The sequence below is a fragment of the Actinomadura rudentiformis genome, from assembly GCF_008923185.1.
GTDB lineage: Bacteria > Actinomycetota > Actinomycetes > Streptosporangiales > Streptosporangiaceae > Spirillospora > Spirillospora rudentiformis.
This window is the reverse complement of record NZ_WBMT01000031.1, coordinates 1-18,274: the sequence shown is the minus strand read 5'-3', so window position 1 is coordinate 18,274 and position 18,274 is coordinate 1. Positions and strand designations below refer to the sequence as shown.

General features: G+C 69.3%; 18 protein-coding genes. 9 read left to right on the top strand and 9 right to left on the bottom strand.

Annotation, left to right across the window (positions count from 1 at the left end; translation table 11 throughout):
* The first annotated feature begins 351 nt into the window (after positions 1 to 351).
* Positions 352 to 987, top strand: a complete 636-nt coding sequence (locus F8566_RS45525) for a LysE family translocator (protein ID WP_225994121.1) — start codon at positions 352 to 354, stop codon at positions 985 to 987.
* A 33-nt stretch (positions 988 to 1,020) separates the two neighbouring features.
* On the opposite strand, the gene F8566_RS45520 is transcribed toward F8566_RS45525, so the two are convergent.
* Together F8566_RS45520 and F8566_RS45515 are read right to left on the bottom strand one after the other, a co-directional pair.
* Positions 1,021 to 1,728, bottom strand: coding sequence for a hypothetical protein (locus F8566_RS45520; RefSeq protein WP_225994120.1), 708 nt, complete (start codon positions 1,726 to 1,728; stop codon positions 1,021 to 1,023).
* Between the two features lie 105 nt (positions 1,729 to 1,833).
* Positions 1,834 to 2,490, bottom strand: coding sequence for a winged helix-turn-helix transcriptional regulator (locus F8566_RS45515; RefSeq protein ID WP_192810227.1), 657 nt, complete (start codon positions 2,488 to 2,490; stop codon positions 1,834 to 1,836).
* Positions 2,491 to 2,566: 76 nt separating this feature from the next.
* Here F8566_RS45515 and F8566_RS45510 point away from each other — a divergent pair, with 76 nt between their 5' ends.
* Genes F8566_RS45510 through F8566_RS45495 form a run of 4 tightly spaced genes read left to right on the top strand, consistent with a single transcriptional unit; the run spans position 2,567 to position 5,713 of the window.
* Positions 2,567 to 3,673, top strand: a complete 1,107-nt coding sequence (locus F8566_RS45510; protein ID WP_192810226.1) for an ABC transporter ATP-binding protein — start codon at positions 2,567 to 2,569, stop codon at positions 3,671 to 3,673.
* A complete protein-coding gene (locus tag F8566_RS45505) occupies positions 3,670 to 4,503 on the top strand; it encodes an ABC transporter permease (protein WP_151569940.1) in 834 nt (277 codons plus the stop codon). Before F8566_RS45510 ends, F8566_RS45505 begins: the two co-directional genes overlap by 4 nt.
* Positions 4,504 to 4,505: 2 nt before the next feature.
* On the top strand, positions 4,506 to 5,291 hold the full coding sequence (locus F8566_RS45500; protein ID WP_151569938.1) for an ABC transporter permease: 786 nt from the start codon (positions 4,506 to 4,508) through the stop codon (positions 5,289 to 5,291).
* A 53-nt stretch (positions 5,292 to 5,344) separates the two neighbouring features.
* Positions 5,345 to 5,713: a VOC family protein gene (locus F8566_RS45495; RefSeq protein ID WP_151569936.1), complete on the top strand. Its 369-nt coding sequence runs from the start codon at positions 5,345 to 5,347 to the stop codon at positions 5,711 to 5,713.
* Between the two features lie 503 nt (positions 5,714 to 6,216).
* On the opposite strand, the gene F8566_RS45490 is transcribed toward F8566_RS45495, so the two are convergent.
* From F8566_RS45490 to F8566_RS45470, 5 genes are all read right to left on the bottom strand, one after another.
* Positions 6,217 to 7,266 (bottom strand): PP2C family protein-serine/threonine phosphatase, encoded by a 1,050-nt coding sequence (locus F8566_RS45490; protein ID WP_151569934.1) that lies wholly within the window; start codon positions 7,264 to 7,266, stop codon positions 6,217 to 6,219.
* A gap of 327 nt (positions 7,267 to 7,593) precedes the next feature.
* The gene (locus tag F8566_RS45485; protein WP_151569932.1) at positions 7,594 to 8,265 is read right to left on the bottom strand and encodes a hypothetical protein; all 672 of its coding nucleotides are present in this window, start codon (positions 8,263 to 8,265) and stop codon (positions 7,594 to 7,596) included.
* 27 nt (positions 8,266 to 8,292) lie between these two features.
* Complete coding sequence (locus tag F8566_RS45480) at positions 8,293 to 9,081, bottom strand: ABC transporter permease subunit (protein WP_151569930.1); 789 nt, start codon at positions 9,079 to 9,081, stop codon at positions 8,293 to 8,295.
* Positions 9,078 to 9,974, bottom strand: coding sequence for an ABC transporter ATP-binding protein (locus F8566_RS45475; RefSeq protein ID WP_151569928.1), 897 nt, complete (start codon positions 9,972 to 9,974; stop codon positions 9,078 to 9,080). The genes F8566_RS45480 and F8566_RS45475 overlap by 4 nt, the downstream gene beginning before the upstream one ends.
* Positions 9,975 to 10,537: 563 nt before the next feature.
* On the bottom strand, positions 10,538 to 11,926 hold the full coding sequence (locus F8566_RS45470) for a YcaO-like family protein (RefSeq protein ID WP_225994118.1): 1,389 nt from the start codon (positions 11,924 to 11,926) through the stop codon (positions 10,538 to 10,540).
* A gap of 202 nt (positions 11,927 to 12,128) precedes the next feature.
* Here F8566_RS45470 and F8566_RS45465 point away from each other — a divergent pair, with 202 nt between their 5' ends.
* The 4 genes from F8566_RS45465 (at position 12,129) to F8566_RS45455 (ending at position 17,197) form a co-directional block, all read left to right on the top strand.
* Positions 12,129 to 13,034 carry an SAM-dependent methyltransferase gene (locus F8566_RS45465; protein ID WP_151569926.1) on the top strand — a complete coding sequence of 302 codons (906 nt, stop codon included), beginning with the start codon at positions 12,129 to 12,131 and terminating at the stop codon, positions 13,032 to 13,034.
* Positions 13,035 to 13,900: 866 nt separating this feature from the next.
* Positions 13,901 to 14,038 (top strand): hypothetical protein, encoded by a 138-nt coding sequence (locus F8566_RS50625; protein WP_192810225.1) that lies wholly within the window; start codon positions 13,901 to 13,903, stop codon positions 14,036 to 14,038.
* 208 nt (positions 14,039 to 14,246) lie between these two features.
* Positions 14,247 to 15,839: an AMP-binding protein gene (locus F8566_RS45460; protein ID WP_151569924.1), complete on the top strand. Its 1,593-nt coding sequence runs from the start codon at positions 14,247 to 14,249 to the stop codon at positions 15,837 to 15,839.
* Positions 15,836 to 17,197: an MFS transporter gene (locus F8566_RS45455; RefSeq protein ID WP_192810224.1), complete on the top strand. Its 1,362-nt coding sequence runs from the start codon at positions 15,836 to 15,838 to the stop codon at positions 17,195 to 17,197. Before F8566_RS45460 ends, F8566_RS45455 begins: the two co-directional genes overlap by 4 nt.
* Positions 17,198 to 17,244: 47 nt before the next feature.
* On the opposite strand, the gene F8566_RS45450 is transcribed toward F8566_RS45455, so the two are convergent.
* On the bottom strand, positions 17,245 to 17,442 hold the full coding sequence (locus F8566_RS45450; RefSeq protein WP_151569920.1) for a hypothetical protein: 198 nt from the start codon (positions 17,440 to 17,442) through the stop codon (positions 17,245 to 17,247).
* A 138-nt stretch (positions 17,443 to 17,580) separates the two neighbouring features.
* Positions 17,581 to 18,274, bottom strand: a 694-nt coding sequence (locus F8566_RS45445; protein WP_151569918.1) for an SDR family NAD(P)-dependent oxidoreductase, incomplete at its 5' end; no start/stop codon positions are given.

Here is an 18,274-nt window from a genome sequence, read left to right as displayed (position 1 = left end):
CGGCAGTGGTTCGGTCGTGAGCCTGATGGAAGCGCCGCTGATCCTTGGGGGTGGGAGGACCTGATCTAGAGTCCGCCTGGTTCTGCTCTTCTCGGGTGTCGCCGATCGGGCCCAGCGTGATAGACCAGGCAGCCCAACACTGACGGCACGATCCCCCGTGCCGACCTCTCCGTGGGTACATGAAGGTGCCGAGCGGCGAGGCCCTATCCTGCAGCAGGCGAGGCAGGCGCTGCAGATGCGTCACAGCCGGGCGACTCTCCACTGCGAGCACTGGTACCCGACGAACGACCAGGAGGTTGACTGGTGATCACTTTGGCCGCAGTCGGAGGGGTGGCCCTAGTCGAGCTTGGCATGGCCCTGACTCCGGGACCGAACATGATCCACCTCGCCTCCCGCGCGATCACTCAAGGCCGCAGGGCGGGCCTGGTAAGTCTCAGTGGGACCGCCGTGGGATTCGTGTTCTACCTGCTGGCTGCGGCTGCGGGCCTGTCCGCGTTGTTCGCCGCCGTGCCGGTGGCGTTCACGGCGGTCAAGCTTGCCGGAGCCGCCTACCTGGCCTACCTCGCCTGGGGCATGCTCAAGCCCGGCGGCCGCTCGCCCTTCGCCCCGTCCCAGGACCTGCCTCCGGTCTCCGACGCCCGCCTGTTCTCGATGGGGCTGTTGACCAACCTGCTCAACCCCAAGATTGCTCTTATGTACGCTGCCCTACTGCCCCAGTTCCTAGACCCGCAGGCAGGCCCGGCCTGGGCGCAACTGCTCCAGCTCGGTGGTGTGCAAATCATCGTGGGGATCTCCGTGAACGCTCTGATCATGCTGGGGGCGGCACGGGTGTCGGGGTTTCTGACCTCCCGGCCTCGCGCCATGACCGCCCAGCGGCTCATGGCAGGCGGCTTGCTCGGCACCTTCGCGTTGCGCACCGCCCTGTCCCGCACTCCTGTCTCCGGTCTGAGCCAGGCACGCGTGCCTGTGGCACCGGTCCCGCTTTAAGGGATGGTTTCCGGACTCATCGGCCCAGGTACCTCACCGGCGGCGATCGCCGGGACACAGCAGACTGGTGACCTCGACGATCGCCTCCGGCGAGGGGCGGAAGTAGCGGCGCACGTTCTCGGGCTTCTTGTGCCGGGACTTGGCCAGCAGCATCAGCAGGCTCGCGCCGCCCTCGCCCAGACGGGTCTGCGCCGAGTGCCGCAGCTCATGCGGGTCCCAGCCGGTGCCCGGCCCGCCGAGCGCGGTGCGGTGTGGGTGTCCAGCAGCGCGCGGGCCTTCCCATAGGACAGGCAGGCGGGGGCAGCCGGTGTCGGGGCAGGTGTCGCGCGGCGTGAGGACCTTTACCCGGTCCGGGACGGCGGTGGACGGTGAACGCCGGCCCGCGAGTGCGGCCCTTGAGCAGGCGCGGCAGCAACCGCGCGGTCCCGGCGACCCAGTAGACCGTCTCCAGGACCACATCCTCGCGGGCCTGCCCACGTCGGCGGGTCTTGGCGCGGGCGCCTTGGCCTCGACCAGATGGGCGCCGGGCAGGCCGGCCAGGCGAGACCGGCACGTGACCAGCACAGCGCACCGCGGTGCACCCGGCACCAGAGGCTGGACCTGCGCTTCGTCCACCGCGTTGTCCAGGACCACAAGCAGTCGCCGGCCGGCCACACGTTCCCGGTAGAGCTCGGTCCGTTCCTCCAGGCCGTCGGGGATCGTCGCGCCGTCCACGCCGAGCCGCATCTGGCGCCCGGGCACAGGTTTCGGCCCCGGTCTGTTCGAGCTCGGTGAGACGGCGTTGGAGGGCGTCGATGTCGTAGGGGCGCCGAGGCCGGATCACCGTCGGTCACGTCACCGAGTGGATCAGGCCGCCAGAGGGGCGAGGGAGAATTTCTCCAGCAGGGCCAGTGCGGCCGCCCGGTCGCCGGTGATCTTCAGCTCGCCGGCGGCCTCGGCGGCGGTCAGTGTGTGGCCGGCGTTGAACAGGCGGGTGAGGGTGACCGAGTCGGACACGATGGTGGCGTCGGGGGCTTGGGGCGGGGTTGCGCTGGGCTCGAAGGTGGCCGGTCCGACGGTGAGGCCTATGTCGTGGTCGCCGAGGACGAAGCGGTAGCACGCCTCGAAGTCGACGCCTTTGGCCAGCACCCAGTGCCGGTTGAGCCGCATCTGGCGCAGGAGGGCTTCGCTGGGGCCGGTGGGCGCGTTCTCGAACAGGAAGGCTCCGAAGCGGCCGAGGGCGTTGAGTACCGGCAGGAGCGCCTCGCGGCTGCGCGGTTCGAGTTCGTACACGGTGGTGGCGGCCGGCGGGGGGAGCTGCCGCCTGACCACGATCCCGCTGTCCTGCAGGGAGCGCAGCCGTTTGGTGAGCAGGTTGGGCGAGATCTTCGGATTGATCGCCTGGAAGTCGGTGAAGCGCATCGGTGCGTGCGTCAGGTCGCGCAGCAGCAGCAAGGTCCAGCGGTCGCCGATCACATCCAGTGCCACCGCGACGGGGCAGCCCTGCTCGTATCCCTCGCTCACGAACCACCCTCCAGATACTTCATAAATGATAGCAATCGCTTGACCGTTGATAGTTTCCACTGCTACATGTTTAGCCGTGGTCACTATCAATTATGCGGTAGGAGCGGGACCGGCTCCCGGATCCGGCCAGGGGTCACCGGCCATCGAGGTCGCGCATCTGACCAAGCGATTCGGCCCTGCGGTCGCGGTCGACGACGTCAGCTTCACCGTCGAGCAGGGCGAGATCTTCGGGTACCTGGGGCGGAACGGCTCGGGGAAGACGACGACCGTGCGCATGCTTGCCACCCTCACCCGGCCCACCTCGGGTCAGGCCCGGATCTGCGGCGCCGACATCACCGATGCCCGCCGGGTCCGCAGGCTGATCGGCGTGACCATGCAGGAGGCCGCGCTGGATGAGGCCATGACCGCCGGCGAGCACCTGCGCTTCGTCGCCGGGCTGTCCGGCCTGGGCCGGGCCGCGGCCCGGCGTCGCGCCGAGGAGGTCCTGGAGGTGGTCGGGCTGAGCCGGGACGCCGAGGTCAGGATCGGCGCCTTCTCCGGAGGCATGAAGCGTCGGCTGGACATCGCCTCCGCCCTGATCAGCAGGCCTCCGGTGCTGTTCCTCGACGAGCCCACCACGGGGCTCGACCCGCAGAGCCGCAGGGCGGTGTGGGAGGAGATCCGCACGCTCCAGGCCTCGGGCGCCACCGTCTTCCTCACCACCCAGTACCTGGAGGAGGCCGACCAACTCGCCGGGCGCCTGGCGATCGTGGACGCCGGCGCCATCGTGGCCGAGGGAAGCCCGCGCAAGCTCAAGGCCGACCACGGCCGCACGACCATCACCGTGGCGCACAACGGAGTCGCCGGCCAGATCGAGAGCACCCTGAAGGGCGACCTGCTTGCCGACGAGCACCTCGCCACCGACGGCTCGGGCCGTACGGTCATCACTCTCAGCAGCGGCACCGGAGGCGAGCGAGCGCTGGAACTCCTGGCCAGGATCCAAGGAGCCGGGATCTCCCCCACCCATCTGGCCGTGACCGAGACCAGCCTGGAGGACGTCTTCATCCGGCTGACCGGCACCGCCATCGGCGTCGGAGCATCCGGAAGTGACGGAGCATCCGGAAGTGACGGAGCATCCGGAAGTGACGGAGCATCCGGAAGTGACGGAGCACCGGACGGCACCGGCGGCGAGGACCGTCGATGAACGAGTCGAGGAACGTGCTGGAGGCGCCGGGCGCCACGGCGGGCCGGGCGGTGGGTCTGGTCTTCCGGCGGCAGGCGACGGCGGCGTTGCGCGACCCCGGCCCTCATTTCGTCCTGCCCGCGCTGCCGGCCCTGCTGATGACCGTGGTCTTCACCGCGCTGTTCGACCGGATCGGCGACGCGCCCGGCTATGACGCAGGCGGCCTCGACAGGAGCCACGCCGGGGGCTACGACGCCTTCCTGATACCCGGTGTGGTGATGCTCGTCGCGCTGCTGGGTGCGGGCGCGACGTCCGCGAGCCTGGCCGCCGACCTGCGATCCGGCTATTTCGAGCGGCTGCGCCTGCTGGGCGCCCGCCCCGGGACGCATCTGACCGGCCGGCTGCTGTTCGAGGCGGTCCGGTTGCTGCCGGGCACCGCGGTCGTCCTGGGCGTCGGCCTTGTGTTCGGAGGTGACAATCGCAACGGCATCGTCGGCCTCGCACTGGTCACCATGCTGGTGGCAATGCTGGGCATGGCCTACTCCGGCGTCTTCTACACGGTGGCCATCCGCACCACGGACCCGCAGACACCGTTCCAACTGCAACCGCTGGGCCTGCCCCTGGCCTTCCTGTCCACGGCCCTGGTCCCGCTGGGCGTCATGCCCGGATGGGCCGAAACCATCGCCCGGTGGAACCCGGTCAGTCCCGTGGTGGACGCCAGCCGCCAAGCCCTCACCGGCGACCCCTGGGCCGGTGAGCTCCCGGGCGCCGTGGCCCTCCTAGCCGGGATCATCGTGGCCACCCACGCGCTGGCGTCGCTGACCCTGCGCCGCCGGCTGGCGGGGAGCTGACCATGACCGCAGCCCGCACCTTCCTCCGTGACACCGGCCTGATCTTCACCCGCACCGCCCGGGAGGCGAAAGGCAACGCCGGCCTGGCCTTCGTCGCGCCCACCCTGCTCTCGGTGTTCCTCATCGTGCTGTTCCAGGCGGCGTACGGGCAGATCGCCGAGGTCTCCGGCTGGCCCACCGATCGCTTCATCGACTGGGTCGCGCCCGGAGCCGTACTGCTCAGCGTGTTCGTCGGAGCCGGCTACACCGCCGGAGGGCTGCTCCGGGACGCCGACAGCGGCTACCTCGACCGTATCCGCCTTCTCCCGGCCCACCCCGCCACCGTGCTGGCCGGAAAGATCGGCTTCGAGGCCGCCCGCGCCATCATCCCCGCCACCGCGGTCCTGCTCGTCGCCATCACGCTGGGCGCCGACAACCGCAACGGACTCCCCGGCGGGATCGCGGTCATCTCCCTCGCGGTAGCCCTGGCGATCGCCTGGAACGGCATCTTTTACTACTCGGCCCTGGCCACCCGCAACCACGCCGCCGTCCTCGGCCTGCAACCCCTGTTCATGCCCGTGGTCATGTTCTCCACCTTCTGGGTGCCACCCGACTTCATGCCCGGCTGGTACGCCACCGTCGCCATCTGGAACCCCTTCACCCCCACCCTGGACGCCACCCGATCCATCATGCTCGGCGCCACCGACTGGGCCGCCCTCGGCACCGGCCTGGGCCTGCTGGCCATGCTCGCACTCCTCACCTACGGCTTGGCCGGCCGCCACTACGCCGCCGCCACGGCGGCCGACTGACCTCGGCCCGCCCATCCACCCGCTCGCAACCGAACACCAGAGAGGACATCAGCATGGGATCGCCATTCGCCTGGTACGACCTCACCACGACCACCGACGACGCGGACAATGTGCGCACCTTCTACAGCGACCTGCTGGGATGGACCATCGCCCCGGCCGACGGCTCGGGCCCGTACCTGGGCTGGATCATGGACGGCGAGCAGCCGTGGGCCGCAATCGTGGAGGCCGACACCGCCGCGACCGGCCGCTGGGTGCCCTACGTCCAGGTCGAAGACCTCGACAAGGCCGTCGAGCAGGCCACCGCCCTGGGCGCGACCGTGGTCGCGGGCAAAACCGACGGACCAGCCGGAACCGCCGTCACCATCAGCGACCCCGGCGGCGCCGTGCTCGCACTCTGGACCCCGTACCCCGGCAAACCCTGACCCCCACCCGCCCGGCTACTCCTCCTGCCGTTCAAGATCTACCAGGCGGTCATCGAAGGCGGCGCCAGCACAGGATCGCTCTTCTTCAGCCACGCTTCTAAGTTCCGGAGCTTGCTCCGGAACCAGCGGGAAAGGCGACGATTCTCCCCATCCTCCGGCTCAGCCGCCAAGACGCGGGGAAGGCGATCCGCACGTAGGCCGCGTCCCCGGTGACGCCCCGCACCGCCCCGGCCTGCCATCGGTCTCTTCTGCGAGCGGGGCGGCGCATTCGTGGCGCGAACACGCCGACCCACAGCGGCCCACGCTTCCCCGCTTCGAGTCGTGGGGCCACGCGTGCTTCACGCTAGGGTCAGCTCTTGCACTATGCAATGCTCGGCGTGCCCGGCGCGGGGACCATCAGGAGACCCGCACGCCACACCTGCGCGGCTCGGATTGAGATCATGCTCGCCAGGAACATTCCGTTGGGCGAACCGGGAGCGCAGCGGTGGTCACGCGGCTGGCTTTCAGCGGATCCGGCGGCGTAGGAGCAGCATGGCGGCGTCGTCGTCGATCGGGCCTCCGACATGCTCCACCAGATCATCCTGAAGCTTGGCCAGTGCCTCCTCCGGAACCGCGGCCTGCAGGAGGTAAGCCCGTTCCAGCAGCGGATAGAACTTCCTGTTCACGTCCCGCGCTTCGATGACCCCGTCGGTGTAGAGCAGCAGCTGGTCGCCGGGTCCGAAATGAGTCTTCAGCGGCTGCGGAATGTCATCGGCCATGCCGATCAAGCCGAGTGGTGGAGCGTGGTCGGGCGGTTCGACGAGTCGGATCTCGCTGTCGGCCGTCACCATCAGGGGTGGCGGATGCCCGCAGTTGAGCAGGCTGATGTGATCATCGGAGCCCAGTTCAGCGAGCACCGCGGTGACGAACTGCTCTCCGGTCAGCTGCCGGCTCAGCGCTCTTTCCAGGCGCAGCGCCACTCCTGGGAGATCGAGTTCGTCGTACGCAGCTTCGCGGAACGCGCCGAGCACGACGGCGGCGGTCTCGACCGCATCCAGGCCCTTGCCTTGGACGTCGCCGACGATCACGCGTGCGCCCACGGGAGTGGTGACCACCTCGTAAAGGTCACCGCCGATCCGTGCCTGCGCACTGGCGGAGATATAGGAGACGGCGGCGTGCACCGGCCCGATGCGCCGGGGAACGGGACGTAGGAGCACTCGCTGGGCGACTTCGGCGACCGTCCGGACATCGTGCAGTTCCCGCTCCTTGCGTTCCCGCAGGGCCGAGGCCAGCATCGCGGCGCCCGTGACACCCGCGATCGACGTCAGGGTGAGCAAGTTCTGGCGAGTACCGATCAAATGATCGTAAACGGCGAGCAGCAGGCACAGCCCCACGGCGGACAAGCCGATCCACCCGGTCCTGCGGGCACCGCCCGACAGGCTGGCAAAGGCGGGTCCCAGCGACAACAAGGGCAGGAATCCGGCCCCTGGGCCGGCGAGCACGTCCACCAGCGTGATCAGGAGCATCACGACGAACGGCAACGACCGCAGGAACGAGGGTTTTCCCACTCCCATTCCCCCATCGCTCTCAGCACGCCGAATGATTAATCTCGCCGTTCCGTGAGCTTATCGGTCTGTCTTGGTCGTTCGTGTCGTTGCGCGAGGCCACGCTGCGCTGGGAGGCGCCGATATGCAGCAAGGTGCGCCTCGCTCGGACTCCCGCCCGGCGGGCGTGCCTTGACCGTGCCGTTCTGAATCGACGAAAAGCGTTAAGGCGGTTTGCCATCACGCTACGCGTGTCGGCGTGCAGGGGAAGTCTGGTCGGCGTTGGATGCGACCTGGCCCGGAGGCGGCGGATTTCATCGGATGAGTGTCGCGCGGGCATAGTGAGGCTCGGAATGTTCACCGCTGACGGCTACTGCTATCCAGCGCAACGTCGAACGGTGCGCGGCCGGTAGCCGCCGAGTGTTCGAGCGTCTTGATGACGGCGGGGTCGACGGCGGGCTCGGTGAGGTCGGGTGCCGGAGTGTCCGGCGAATGGCTGCGGGTGTCGATGAGGGTTCTGAACAGGTCGGCCTGATGCTGATTGTCGGGTTTGGGCCGGGCGATGGTGAGGACCTCGCCGAACCGCAGGCCCCGGCCGGGATGATCGTGTTCGGCTGCCGATTGAGGGGTGTAGAGGATCTTGACGGCGTCGGCGACGCCGCGTTGCACCGGTTTGGGCACGGGACGGCCGTAGGTCTCAGACCAATACAGCAGGAGTCGACCCGGCTCATGGGCGTGCTTCAGCACGGCCCTGATGAGTTTGCGGTTGTCGGTGGCGCCGGTCTTGAGCCGCGCGTGCACCAGATCGGCGGTGAGAACAATCGCGGCGGGTCCCAGACCTGGGACGGCGCGGAGCCAGCCGATACAGCGCAGAAGCCAGAGCGGGTCGCGGTCGGCGATCTGTTCGATGAGACCGGAGAGTTCGCCGTCGTCCGGTTCGAACCAGTCACGGCCGCGCGCGGCGCCTGCGGCGAGCACGCGCAGCAGCGCCTGCTCTGGGGAGCGGGAAGGGTAAGGGGCTTCGGGCATGGACTCTTCCGGCATTTGTAGGGCGGCTCAGCGTAGGTCGCGGCGACGAAAAACGACCACCCCCAACACGAACAGGACGGCGGAGGCGAGGATCGGCAGCCAGAGCGCGGTAGCGCTCGGGCCGTGGGCGAGTGGGTTGTCGTTCAGGTACCAGTGCCAAGGGGAGACGGCTTTGAGGCTGGATGAGGTGTCCAGGCTCTGCAGTAGGTAGCCGACGGTTGCGAATGCGGAGGCGATGGCCACGGCCGGGCCGCGCCGTCCAGTGATGGCGCCAACGGTGAAGGCGAGCGTGGACGGTAGGAGCGCGAGGCAGAACAGCGTCGCGCACGCGGTGAGCAACCGGGGTGCCGGTATTCCGTCGAGAGCCCCGAACAGTGGTCCGCACACAGCCAGCGCAAAGGTGAACACCGTGACGATCGCAGCCAGGAGCACAACACTGGCCAGATACCTTTCGATCGCGACCCGTTCCCTGCTGACCGGGTTGGCGAGCAGGGGCTCCAGGAATCCGTCCTCTTCGGCTCCGCCGATAGCGTGAGCGCCCGCGCCGATGCCGAACACGAGCGTCAGGATCGGCGCGAGCGTGGCGAACAGCCGGGCGTTGAGATATCCGGCCGGTGAGGTGAGCATGATGTCCGGCTGGTAGCCCACCATGGTGCGCAACGTCTCCGGGAGTTCTCGCACGAGGTCGTCGACCGACTGCTGGTCCCTCAATGAGGGATACAAAGACACCGTGAACAGGACGAGACCTGCCATGGCGGCGCTCCACCAGACCAGAGAGCGGCGCCGGTCCATGAGGAGCCGCAGCGCGACGTTCACGATCGCTCCTCCTGGTAATAGCGCAGGAACACCTCGTCCAGATCGGCTTCATGGGTGACGATCCTCTCCACGCCCAGCCGCGCGGCGGCCCGGACGACCTCGGCGACCGAGCCGTCAACGACCAGCCGGAGTGTCCGGCCGGCGACGGTCGCCTCGACGACGCCGGGCAGCCGCCGAAACTCCTCCGGTGCATCGGGTGCCCGGGACAGGTGCAGGTCGAGACGCTGCCGGGCCTGGCGGCGAAGGTCGTCGATCGTCGAGATGGTCATCAGCCGGCCCTGCCGCAGGATCGCGACCCGGCGGGCGAGCAACTCCACCTCCGGCAGCACATGGCTGGACAGGAACACCGTCGCGCCGTCGGCGGCCAACTCCCGCACCAGGAGCTGGAACTGGTGCTGCAGTAGCGGATCGAGGCCCGAGGTCGGTTCGTCCAAGATCAGAAGTTCCGGCCGGTGGGCCACCGCCGCAACGACCCCCACCTTGCGCCGGTTGCCGGTCGAGAGCTCACCGATCCGCCGACCGGGATCAAGATCGAACCGGTCCAGCAGGTCCCCCACCCACTCTGGGTCGTGGCCGCCGCGCAACCGCCCGTAGAACCCGATGAGGTCGTTCGTGGTGTATCCAGGTGGGACCTTCAGGTCTGCCGGGAGATAGCCGATCCTCGCCCGAATCGCAGGATCGCTGCCCGGCCCGTCCAGCACCTCGCTGCGGCCTGAGCTCGGGAACAGGAATCCGAGCAGCAACCTGATCGTGGTCGTCTTGCCTGCACCGTTCGGCCCGAGATAGCCGAACACCTCTCCCCGCTCGACACTCAACTCGAGCCCATCGAGCGCGGTCAACCCGCCGAAACGTTTCGTCAGCCCACACGCGCGCACCGCGGCGCCGTCCGACATGGCCCCTCCAGGAAGCCGACCAGACACTGAAACGCCGACCAGACTTCCCGGCACGCCTCCACGAACGTAACATCACGCCGCCGCACCCACCAGATCGCCACACCGCCACAGAGACAAGGCAACTTCTGCGGAAGACTGCGGCACCCGAGAGCGGCTGGCCCTCAGTAGTGGAGCAGGAGCCCGTCGCGACAATGATCGAGATCATTATTGGTGAGGCATTGATCCCTGAGTCCACGTTCGATTCTCAACACCCGCAAGCCAGGCGATCAACCGAGTGGCGGCTCACCCGAGCGATAGAAGTTCTGGGCAGCGACGGCGGCCACCGCCCCGAACTGCACAGGCCCTGGACCTTTGGCATGTTGCTGTTTGAGTTGTGTGATTTGGCTGGTCAGTGTGGCGATAACGGCGTTGTTGCTGTCATTAAGCGGGGGGGCACCGCCGGAGCGGGCAGGCCTGTGTGCGTAGTCGTTTGCTGCCGGCGGAGTGCTGGGTGGCCGCAGTTCACGGCTAGCCGGGCTGGCCCAAGAGCCGCTGGAGACTGCCCAGCCGGGCCGGTATCCGGTCTACCGTCCGCGGAGCCGCCTGCCCCGTGGGCCTGGGAGGGCCAGGTGGCCCTTGGTGATCAAATGGAACCGTTCCAGGCCGGGGCATTGCACCTGGACCACGGTGGTGCCGTGGTCCAGCGCCCGCAGCCTGTGCACCACGACGCGGTGACCGGCCGCGGCGATCCGTTCTACGGCGACGGCGCGTTGCCTCGGCACGCTGGTGCCGGGCGGAACAGTCTCCGGAGGCATACCGGTCATCGGGGCTTCGTCCAGACGTCCAGCGAAGTCCAGGTGTGCGCAGGCCAGCAGCCGCGGATGGCCAGCGAGCCGGTCGCGCACCGCGTCCGCGATGTCGTGGTCGGCCACCACACGCGCGAAGGACAAGCGATCGGCATGCCGGTCCCGTGCGGCGGCGTCCCTGTCGTGCTCGGCCACGACCCTGGCCAGGAGCTCGCCCTGAACCAACTCGGTCACCGCGCGTTCCACGGCTGTCTCACCCGAGAGCGAAGCGCCGAGCCCGTACCGGTGTGCCGCGCCGCCGCCTGACTCAGGCGCGTAGGCCATCACCACGGGGATGCCCAGGTCGGTGGTCAAGTCCAGAAGGACGACCGGGCCGTCCACCAGCACAGCCGCACGATCTAGCCGTTCCTTCAGGAAGCCGGGCACCGCCCCGGACGGTATGCGGGCGGGCATCGCCCCTCCGTCGTAGACGCTGCGCAGCAGGAACAGGGAGAACGCGTCCCGTTCGGCCCACTCGTTCAGCGCGTGCAGCAGCGCCTCGTCCTCAGTGGCACCGATCGCGCAGCCCGTGTTGACGGTGTAGGAGAGCACCGGTCGATAGTCGGCGCTGTCGCCGAGCCGCGCCCGTTCGCGCGCCATCGCCTCGGTGGGCAGCGGATACCACGGCGCCCACAAGGCCAGGGGAACATCCACCGGAGTACCACCGTCCAGGGCCCGATACGGCAGGCACGCGATGCGGGCATTCCCCTGCCCAGCCAGCTCCCGGACCGCCCGCTCGGCACCGAGCGGACCGGCGAGCAGATCGCCGGGATCGCAGAGCCGCACGGGAAGAGAATCAAGCACGACGGGACCACTGAAAGCATGCTCCAGCGCTTCGAAATGCGCCCCGACACGGGCTTGCGCTTTGGGGCCCTTGCCACTGCCGAGCCCGTAGGGGATCTCGGCGCCGTCCGCGGACCGCAACTCGCACTGAACCGCAGTGGGGTCGTCCTCATCCAGCAGCCGATGGCGGGACCACCAGCCCAGCGCGCGAATATCCGCGAGAACCTGCCGCTCGGCCTCGTCCAGTGCCAGCTCACGCTCGCCTGCGCCCGGCCAGACCCCGGTACCCGCCGCGGCCGGAACGGGCATCGTTCCGGCCGCGGCGATCCACTCAGACCGCGGCAACGCCCTCGGTCGCCTCGTCGGTGTCGAGTTCGAGCTCGTCCGCTTCGAGCGGAGCGTTACTCACGTGCTCAAGGGAGACGGTCCAGTCGTAGCCTGCACAAGCCACAAGCGCACTCCTCTGCAATCAGCCGACAGCTGCCTAGCCATGATCAACATACCTCCTGCGTTTTGTCGAGGTTTCCGGCGATGCCAGACTCACGGCATGGCGACCCCGGAACCCGCTCTCCGCACCCGCATCGATGCGCTGATCACCGATGCCTGGGTGCTCGCCGCCCTGGCCGCCGCAATACGCGACCCTTCGTTGAGCGAAGAACACGGCGCGGTACTGGGCGCCGCCGGATACGCCGAACACACCCCAGACGGCTGGCGGCTGCATCCCGCCTGCCGCACGTTCCTGGACGGACTGCCCGCGCCGGACGCCTTCGCCGGCCAGGTCGCGGGCATCCTCCGCCAAGCCGCCGACGCAGCCGACGGACGTCCCGCCGAAGAAGATGACGACGCGTCCTTCATCGTTCAGGGCGAGTCCTCCGGCGAGCGCATGACCGAGTTCCTGGATCTGGTGGCGGCCCGCGTCCCCGAGGTCGGCAAGGTCCTGCACCGCCCCGGCCTGCGCTTTCTCGACATCGGCACGGGGATCGGCGCGATCGCCGCCACGGTGATCTCACGGGCGCCGGCCGCCCGAGCGGTCGGCATCGACATCGCTCCCCGCGCGCTGCGTCTGGCCGAGGACCACCTGATTCGCCGAGGCGTCCGCGACCGCGTCGACCTACGGCTCCAGGATGTCGCCGAACTCGCCGACACCGCCGCCTACGATCTGGCCTGGCTGCCGCTCGGCGTCCTGGCACCACATGCCACCGCGCAGGCCTTGCCACGCATCCTGGCCGCGCTTCGGCCTGGAGGCTGGCTGATCAGCGCGACCGTCCTTGCCGGCACGGACCAGCCCGGCAGCGTACGCGAGGCTGTACTGCGATGGCGAATGGCCCGCCGCGCCATCACTCCCTGGACCCCGGCCGAACTGGCGGCACGCCTCACAGCAACCGGCTTTCACTCCGTCACGCAGATCGCCACCCCACAGAACGCGATGGGCCTCGTAGCAGCCCAAGCCTGACACCGAGGGGTTGCGTCCACGGAGGTGGTGTACGAGTTCTCGCAGGTCAAGGGCGTGGCGTCATGAAATAGGGGCGGTCTTCCACACTGGCTACGCAGGTTCGATTCCCGTCGCCCGCTCCACATTCCCCCAGCTCAAACCATTGATCACCCACCAACGATCAAGACTCAAGATCATTTGCCGTTCATTTGCCATCGGGATCCGACGTGATCGAGTGGACATTCCCGTGACCTGATCACCCCGCACGGCACCACACGGCATCCCGATTGGACACGTCCCCAGCTCGCGCGTCGCATCTCCCGATCAGCCCTGGCTGTGAAGCAGCCACCACCCGGCGCTCCGCAGGAGTCGCCCCGGGACGTCGAGCAGCATCACACCCACGCGCCCACGACGTTCCTGCATGCGACCAGCCGAGTTGGCTGAACTTCAGGCATGACCTGTGACAAGGGCCTCCCTGCCGATGGTGATCGAGCATCCGCTATAGCCGTCAGCGCCCGCGTTGCCGCTGGCTTACGAGCCAAGGGGCCCTAGCCGGCTGCGTGGAGGAGGCTGATCGTCTCCTCCACCGGCTGGGCGGTGAACAGCTGGCTGCGGTGCACAGGGCGATGAGTCGGCTGCGGATGACGGTTGGGGCCGTACGGCCAGGGACCGTGGAGGAGGGCAATTAGGCCGGGCGCGGCCACCGGACGGGTGAGGTCATCATCTGGCCTGTCGTGATGGTGAGGCTGTCGCCACCGGCGAGAGTCAGGTCGGCACGGTGGCGGCAATGGTGAGGGGGCGGTCCAGGCCGGTGCAGACCAGGGTTTTACGCAGGTAGCGGCGAGGGTGCAGCAGTAGCAGCCGGCCACTGGCAGTGGTGATCTGTTTTGGTTGTCCACCGCCGCCCGCTGCTGATTCCCCTGCCGACAGGAAAGGCTCATTGGAAGATGCGTGACCACGACCCCGACGACCACCTCGCCGCCATCCGGCGCATCACCAACGGGAACTTCCGCCTCATCGACTGACATCGGTACCGACGCGTGGCTGGCTTGACCAGCCACTTTGCCCGCAACACTTCGTCCAGGCCCCGCCCTACTGGCGGTTGTGCGGCACAAGCGCTGTCCGCTGCGCGCCTGAGCCACCAGCAAGCATTCGGACGGCGCGTTAGTGTCGTGGATCATAGGTGAGAAACAGCCCCATCGCTCACAAAGCGCCTGGCTGGAGGGAAGCCTTATGGCCGACTGGTCCCACGAGTACCGGCGGCACGGCTGGTGGCGGGAGGAGACCTTCCTCGACGACCTGCGCCGGCATGCCCGCGAACGACCCGCAGCGACGGCGCTCATCGGCCATCGGGCCGACGGCGCCCTCGGCCTTGTCAGCTATGCCGACCTGCTCGCCGACACCGACCGCTACGCCGCGAGGCTGCTCGACATCGGGGTCGAACCCGGTGACGTCATCGCCGTCCAGCTCCCCGACTGGTATGAGTTCGTCCCGCTCGCTCTGGCCTGCGCCCGGGTGGGAGCGAGGTTCTGCCCGCTCATGCCGATCTACCGGCAGTACGAGCTGTCGCACATCCTCGCGCTGACCGAGGCAAAGGTCTGCGTCACCATGGCGGAGTGGGACGGTGACAGGCTGGCCGAGATCGTGACCGGGCTGGACCTGCCGCATCTGGAGCACGTTCTCGTCGCCGGAGAGCCTCGCCCGGCCGAGACCGCCTCGTTCGAGGACTTCCTCGAAGGGCGCAGCGACACGACCCCCACGTCCGAGGTCGAACTCGCGCCGGACGACCCGTACCTCATCCTCTTCACCTCGGGAACGACTGGCGAGCCGAAGGGAGTGCTGCACAGCCAGAACACCCTGTACGCCTCCGCACGCGGATTCGCCGACGCGATGGGCCTCGACTCCGGGCTGGTCATGGAGGTCGCCCACGTCAACACGCACATGTCCGGGTTCGCGATGGGCCTGATGGTCCCGCTGCTGCTCGGGGGCACCGCGGTCTTCCAGGAGAGGTGGGACGGAGGGGTCGCTCTCGACCTCGCCCAGGAGCACGGCCTCACGCTCTTCTACGGCGCCGCGCCCTTCCTGACGGACGTGCTGGACGGCCAGCGCGAACGCCCCCGCGACCTGCGGAGCCTGCGCTGGGTGGTGACCGGCTCGGCCCAGGTCCCCCCGCGCATCGTGGACGAGGTCCAGGACGTCTTCGGCCTGCCGACCTACTCGTTGTGGGGCATGACGGAGAACGGCCCGGTCACGGTCACCCGGCCCGACGACCCGCCCGACTGGGGCGCGCACAGCGACGGGCGGCCGATCGAAGGCATGAAACTGCGGATCGATCCCCTGAAGGGCCGCGACGACGGCGCGGGTCGGCTCTGGGTGCGCGGACCCGCCCAATGCCTGGGCTACTTCCGGCGGGACGAACTGTACGAGGCGGAGCTGGACGGCGACGGCTGGTTCGACACCGGGGACCTCGCCCGCGACGACGGCCGCGGCGGCATCCGCATCGCGGGCCGCGCCAAGGACATCATCATGTACAAGAGCCTCAACGTGCCCGTCACCGAGGTGGAGGCCGTCCTAGGGCGGCATCCGAAGGTACGTGAGGTCGCGGTCGTCGGCATCCCTCACCCCGAAGTGCTCGAAGAGGTGTGCGCCGTGGTGCTTGCGACCGGCGAGCCGCTCACGCTCGACGAGCTGCACGAGCACATGCGGGCCTCCGGTGTGAACGACTGGTTCTGGCCCCGGCGCCTGGAGATCGTCGAACGCATGCCGAAGACCGTCACCGGCAAGATCCGCAAGGTGGAACTGCGGCGCCGGTACGGCGGCGGATGAGCTCGCGGCGATCGCCGTCGATCGCGGCGGTCTGCGCTGGGGTGTTCCTCGGGGCGATCGACGTCCATCTGGTGAACGTGGCGTTCCCGCAGATACTGAGGGATTTCCCCGGCACGGACCTCGCCGGGCTCTCCTGGGTCTTCACCGGCTACACGATCGCCTTCACCGCCGCGCTCCTCCCAGCGGGCGGCCTGGCCGACCGCTTCGGCCGCCGCCGCGTGTACCTGGCCGGGCTCACCGTCTTCGTGGCCGCGTCGGTCGGCTGCGCGATCGCCCCCTCTCCCGGAGTGCTGATCGCCGCGCGCCTCGTGCAGGGCGCGGGCGGAGGAGTGATCACCCCGCTGGCGCTCGCCTTGATCCTGCCCTGGTTCACCGAGGAACGTCGCGGCACCGGCATCGGCATCTGGAGCGCGACCCAGTCCGTCGCCATCGCCGCGGGTCCCACCCTCAGCGGCATCCTCGTCACGACCTGGGACTGGCGCACCATCTTCTGGCTGCACCTGCCCGTCGGCGCGGCGGCCATCGCGCTCAGCCTCGCCACGCTCCCACCCGACCCCCAGAACAGCGATCCGGCGCTCCCCGACCTCCCCGGCCTGGGGCTCCTGGCAGCCGCGATCGGCCTCCCATCCCTGGCGATCGCGCAAGGCCAAGCCTGGGGCCTCACGGACATCCGCACCGCGCTGGCCATGGCCGCCGGACTGGCCGCGGGCTACCTCTTCTTCCGCCGCTCGACCCGCCATCCAGCCCCGCTGGTCGACCTCGACGTCCTGCGCGTGACCCGGCGACCCAACGCGGCGATGTTCGTGCTGGGCCTGGTGATCTTCGCATTCCCCCTGGCCGCCGTGCTCTTCCTGACCGGCGTGTGGGGCTACAGCGAAGCACGCGCCGGTCTCGCCATCACCCCCGCGCCCGCCGTCCAGGTACTGGTGGCCCCGCTGGCAGGCCGCCTGATGCATCGAGTCGGCTACCGCGCGATGGCCCTCGGCGGCGCGGCCCTCCTCGGCGCGAGCGTCATCCTCCCCGCCCTCACCGCAGACCAAGCCCCTGCCTACCCTCAAGTCCTCCTGCCCGCATTGCTTGTCGCCGGAGCAGGCATCGCCGTACTCACCACCGCGTTGAGTGGTGCCGCGCTAGCGGACGTACCACCCTCGCGCCTGGCCACCGGGACGGCCCTCTCAGTCACCTCACGAGCCTGCGGCGCGGTACTCGGCCTCTCCGCCCTAGCCGCCTTCCTAGCCGGAGCCCCACGCGACTCCCTGAACGCCTACCAAACCGTCTGGTGGGCCATGGCCGTCCTTTGCCTCACCCTCCTGGCCTCCTCCCTCCGTCTCCCCTTCCGCGCAAGTACCGGGGCTTGAGCGACAACCACTCGGCAAGTGGCGTTAGGAAGCCGTCGAGGGCGAAGTCACCGCCATCCATCGCAGCGATGCGGGTGGGCTCGTCGGGGTCCGCGCTTGGTGCCCTCGTGCGCCAGCATCACCAATGCCGGGTCCAGGTGCTGGACGATCCCGCAAAGCGAGCCCGCGGTGAACGTGGCGGCCTCCGCGACGCCCATGACCACGCGCAACACGAGCAGGGCGGCGATGCCCGCGGCGCCCTCCACCGCCGCGTAGCCCGCCCCGACTAGGGCCGCGGTCGCCGACCCGGCGGCGATGACGAGGCGGACGTCGCCGCGCTGGGCCAGCCTTCCGACGTAGGGGCGGCTGAAGGCGCCCGTCCAGGGGCGGGGGGGTGGTTCCGGTCACGGGATGCCTTCGTTGGCGCCGCCGTCCACCAGCTGCACAGTGCCGGTGACGAAGCGCGCGTGCTCGGAGGCGAGGAAGGCGGCCACGGCGGCGAAGTCGTCCGCGTCGCCCACGCGGCCGAGAGGGATCCCCTTGGCGATCTCGGCGACGGCGGCGCCGGGGTCGGTGAACTGCCGTTCCAGCGCGGGCGTGCGATGGTACCCGGGCGCCAGCACGTTCACGGTGATGTCGCCGGGGCCGAGCTCGTGCACCAGCGACTTGGCGAAGCCGACGAGGCCGGGCCGCGTCGCGTTCGACAGGCCGTATTTCGGGATGGGCCGCCGCACGGTCTCCGAGGCGACCATCAGGATGCGCCCCCACCCGGCGGCGCGCAGGTGCGGCAGCGCGGCCAGCACGAGCGCGACGTGCGGGATGAACGCGGTGTCGAGCGCGGTCCGGTAGTCGGCGGGCGTGAACGAGTCGACCGGGCCGGGGCGCGGCCCGGCTCCGTTGGTGACGACGACGTGCAATGCGCCCGCGTCCTGGACGGTCTCGGCGATCCAGGCCTCCGGTGCGCCGTCGTCGGTCAGATCGAGGGCGCGGCTCCACACCCGGCCCGGCCCGGCCGCGCCGACCTCGCGCGCGGCGTCGGCGAGCCGGCCGGGGTCGCGGCCGCAGATCGCCACGTCGGCGCCCTCGGCGGCGAGCCGG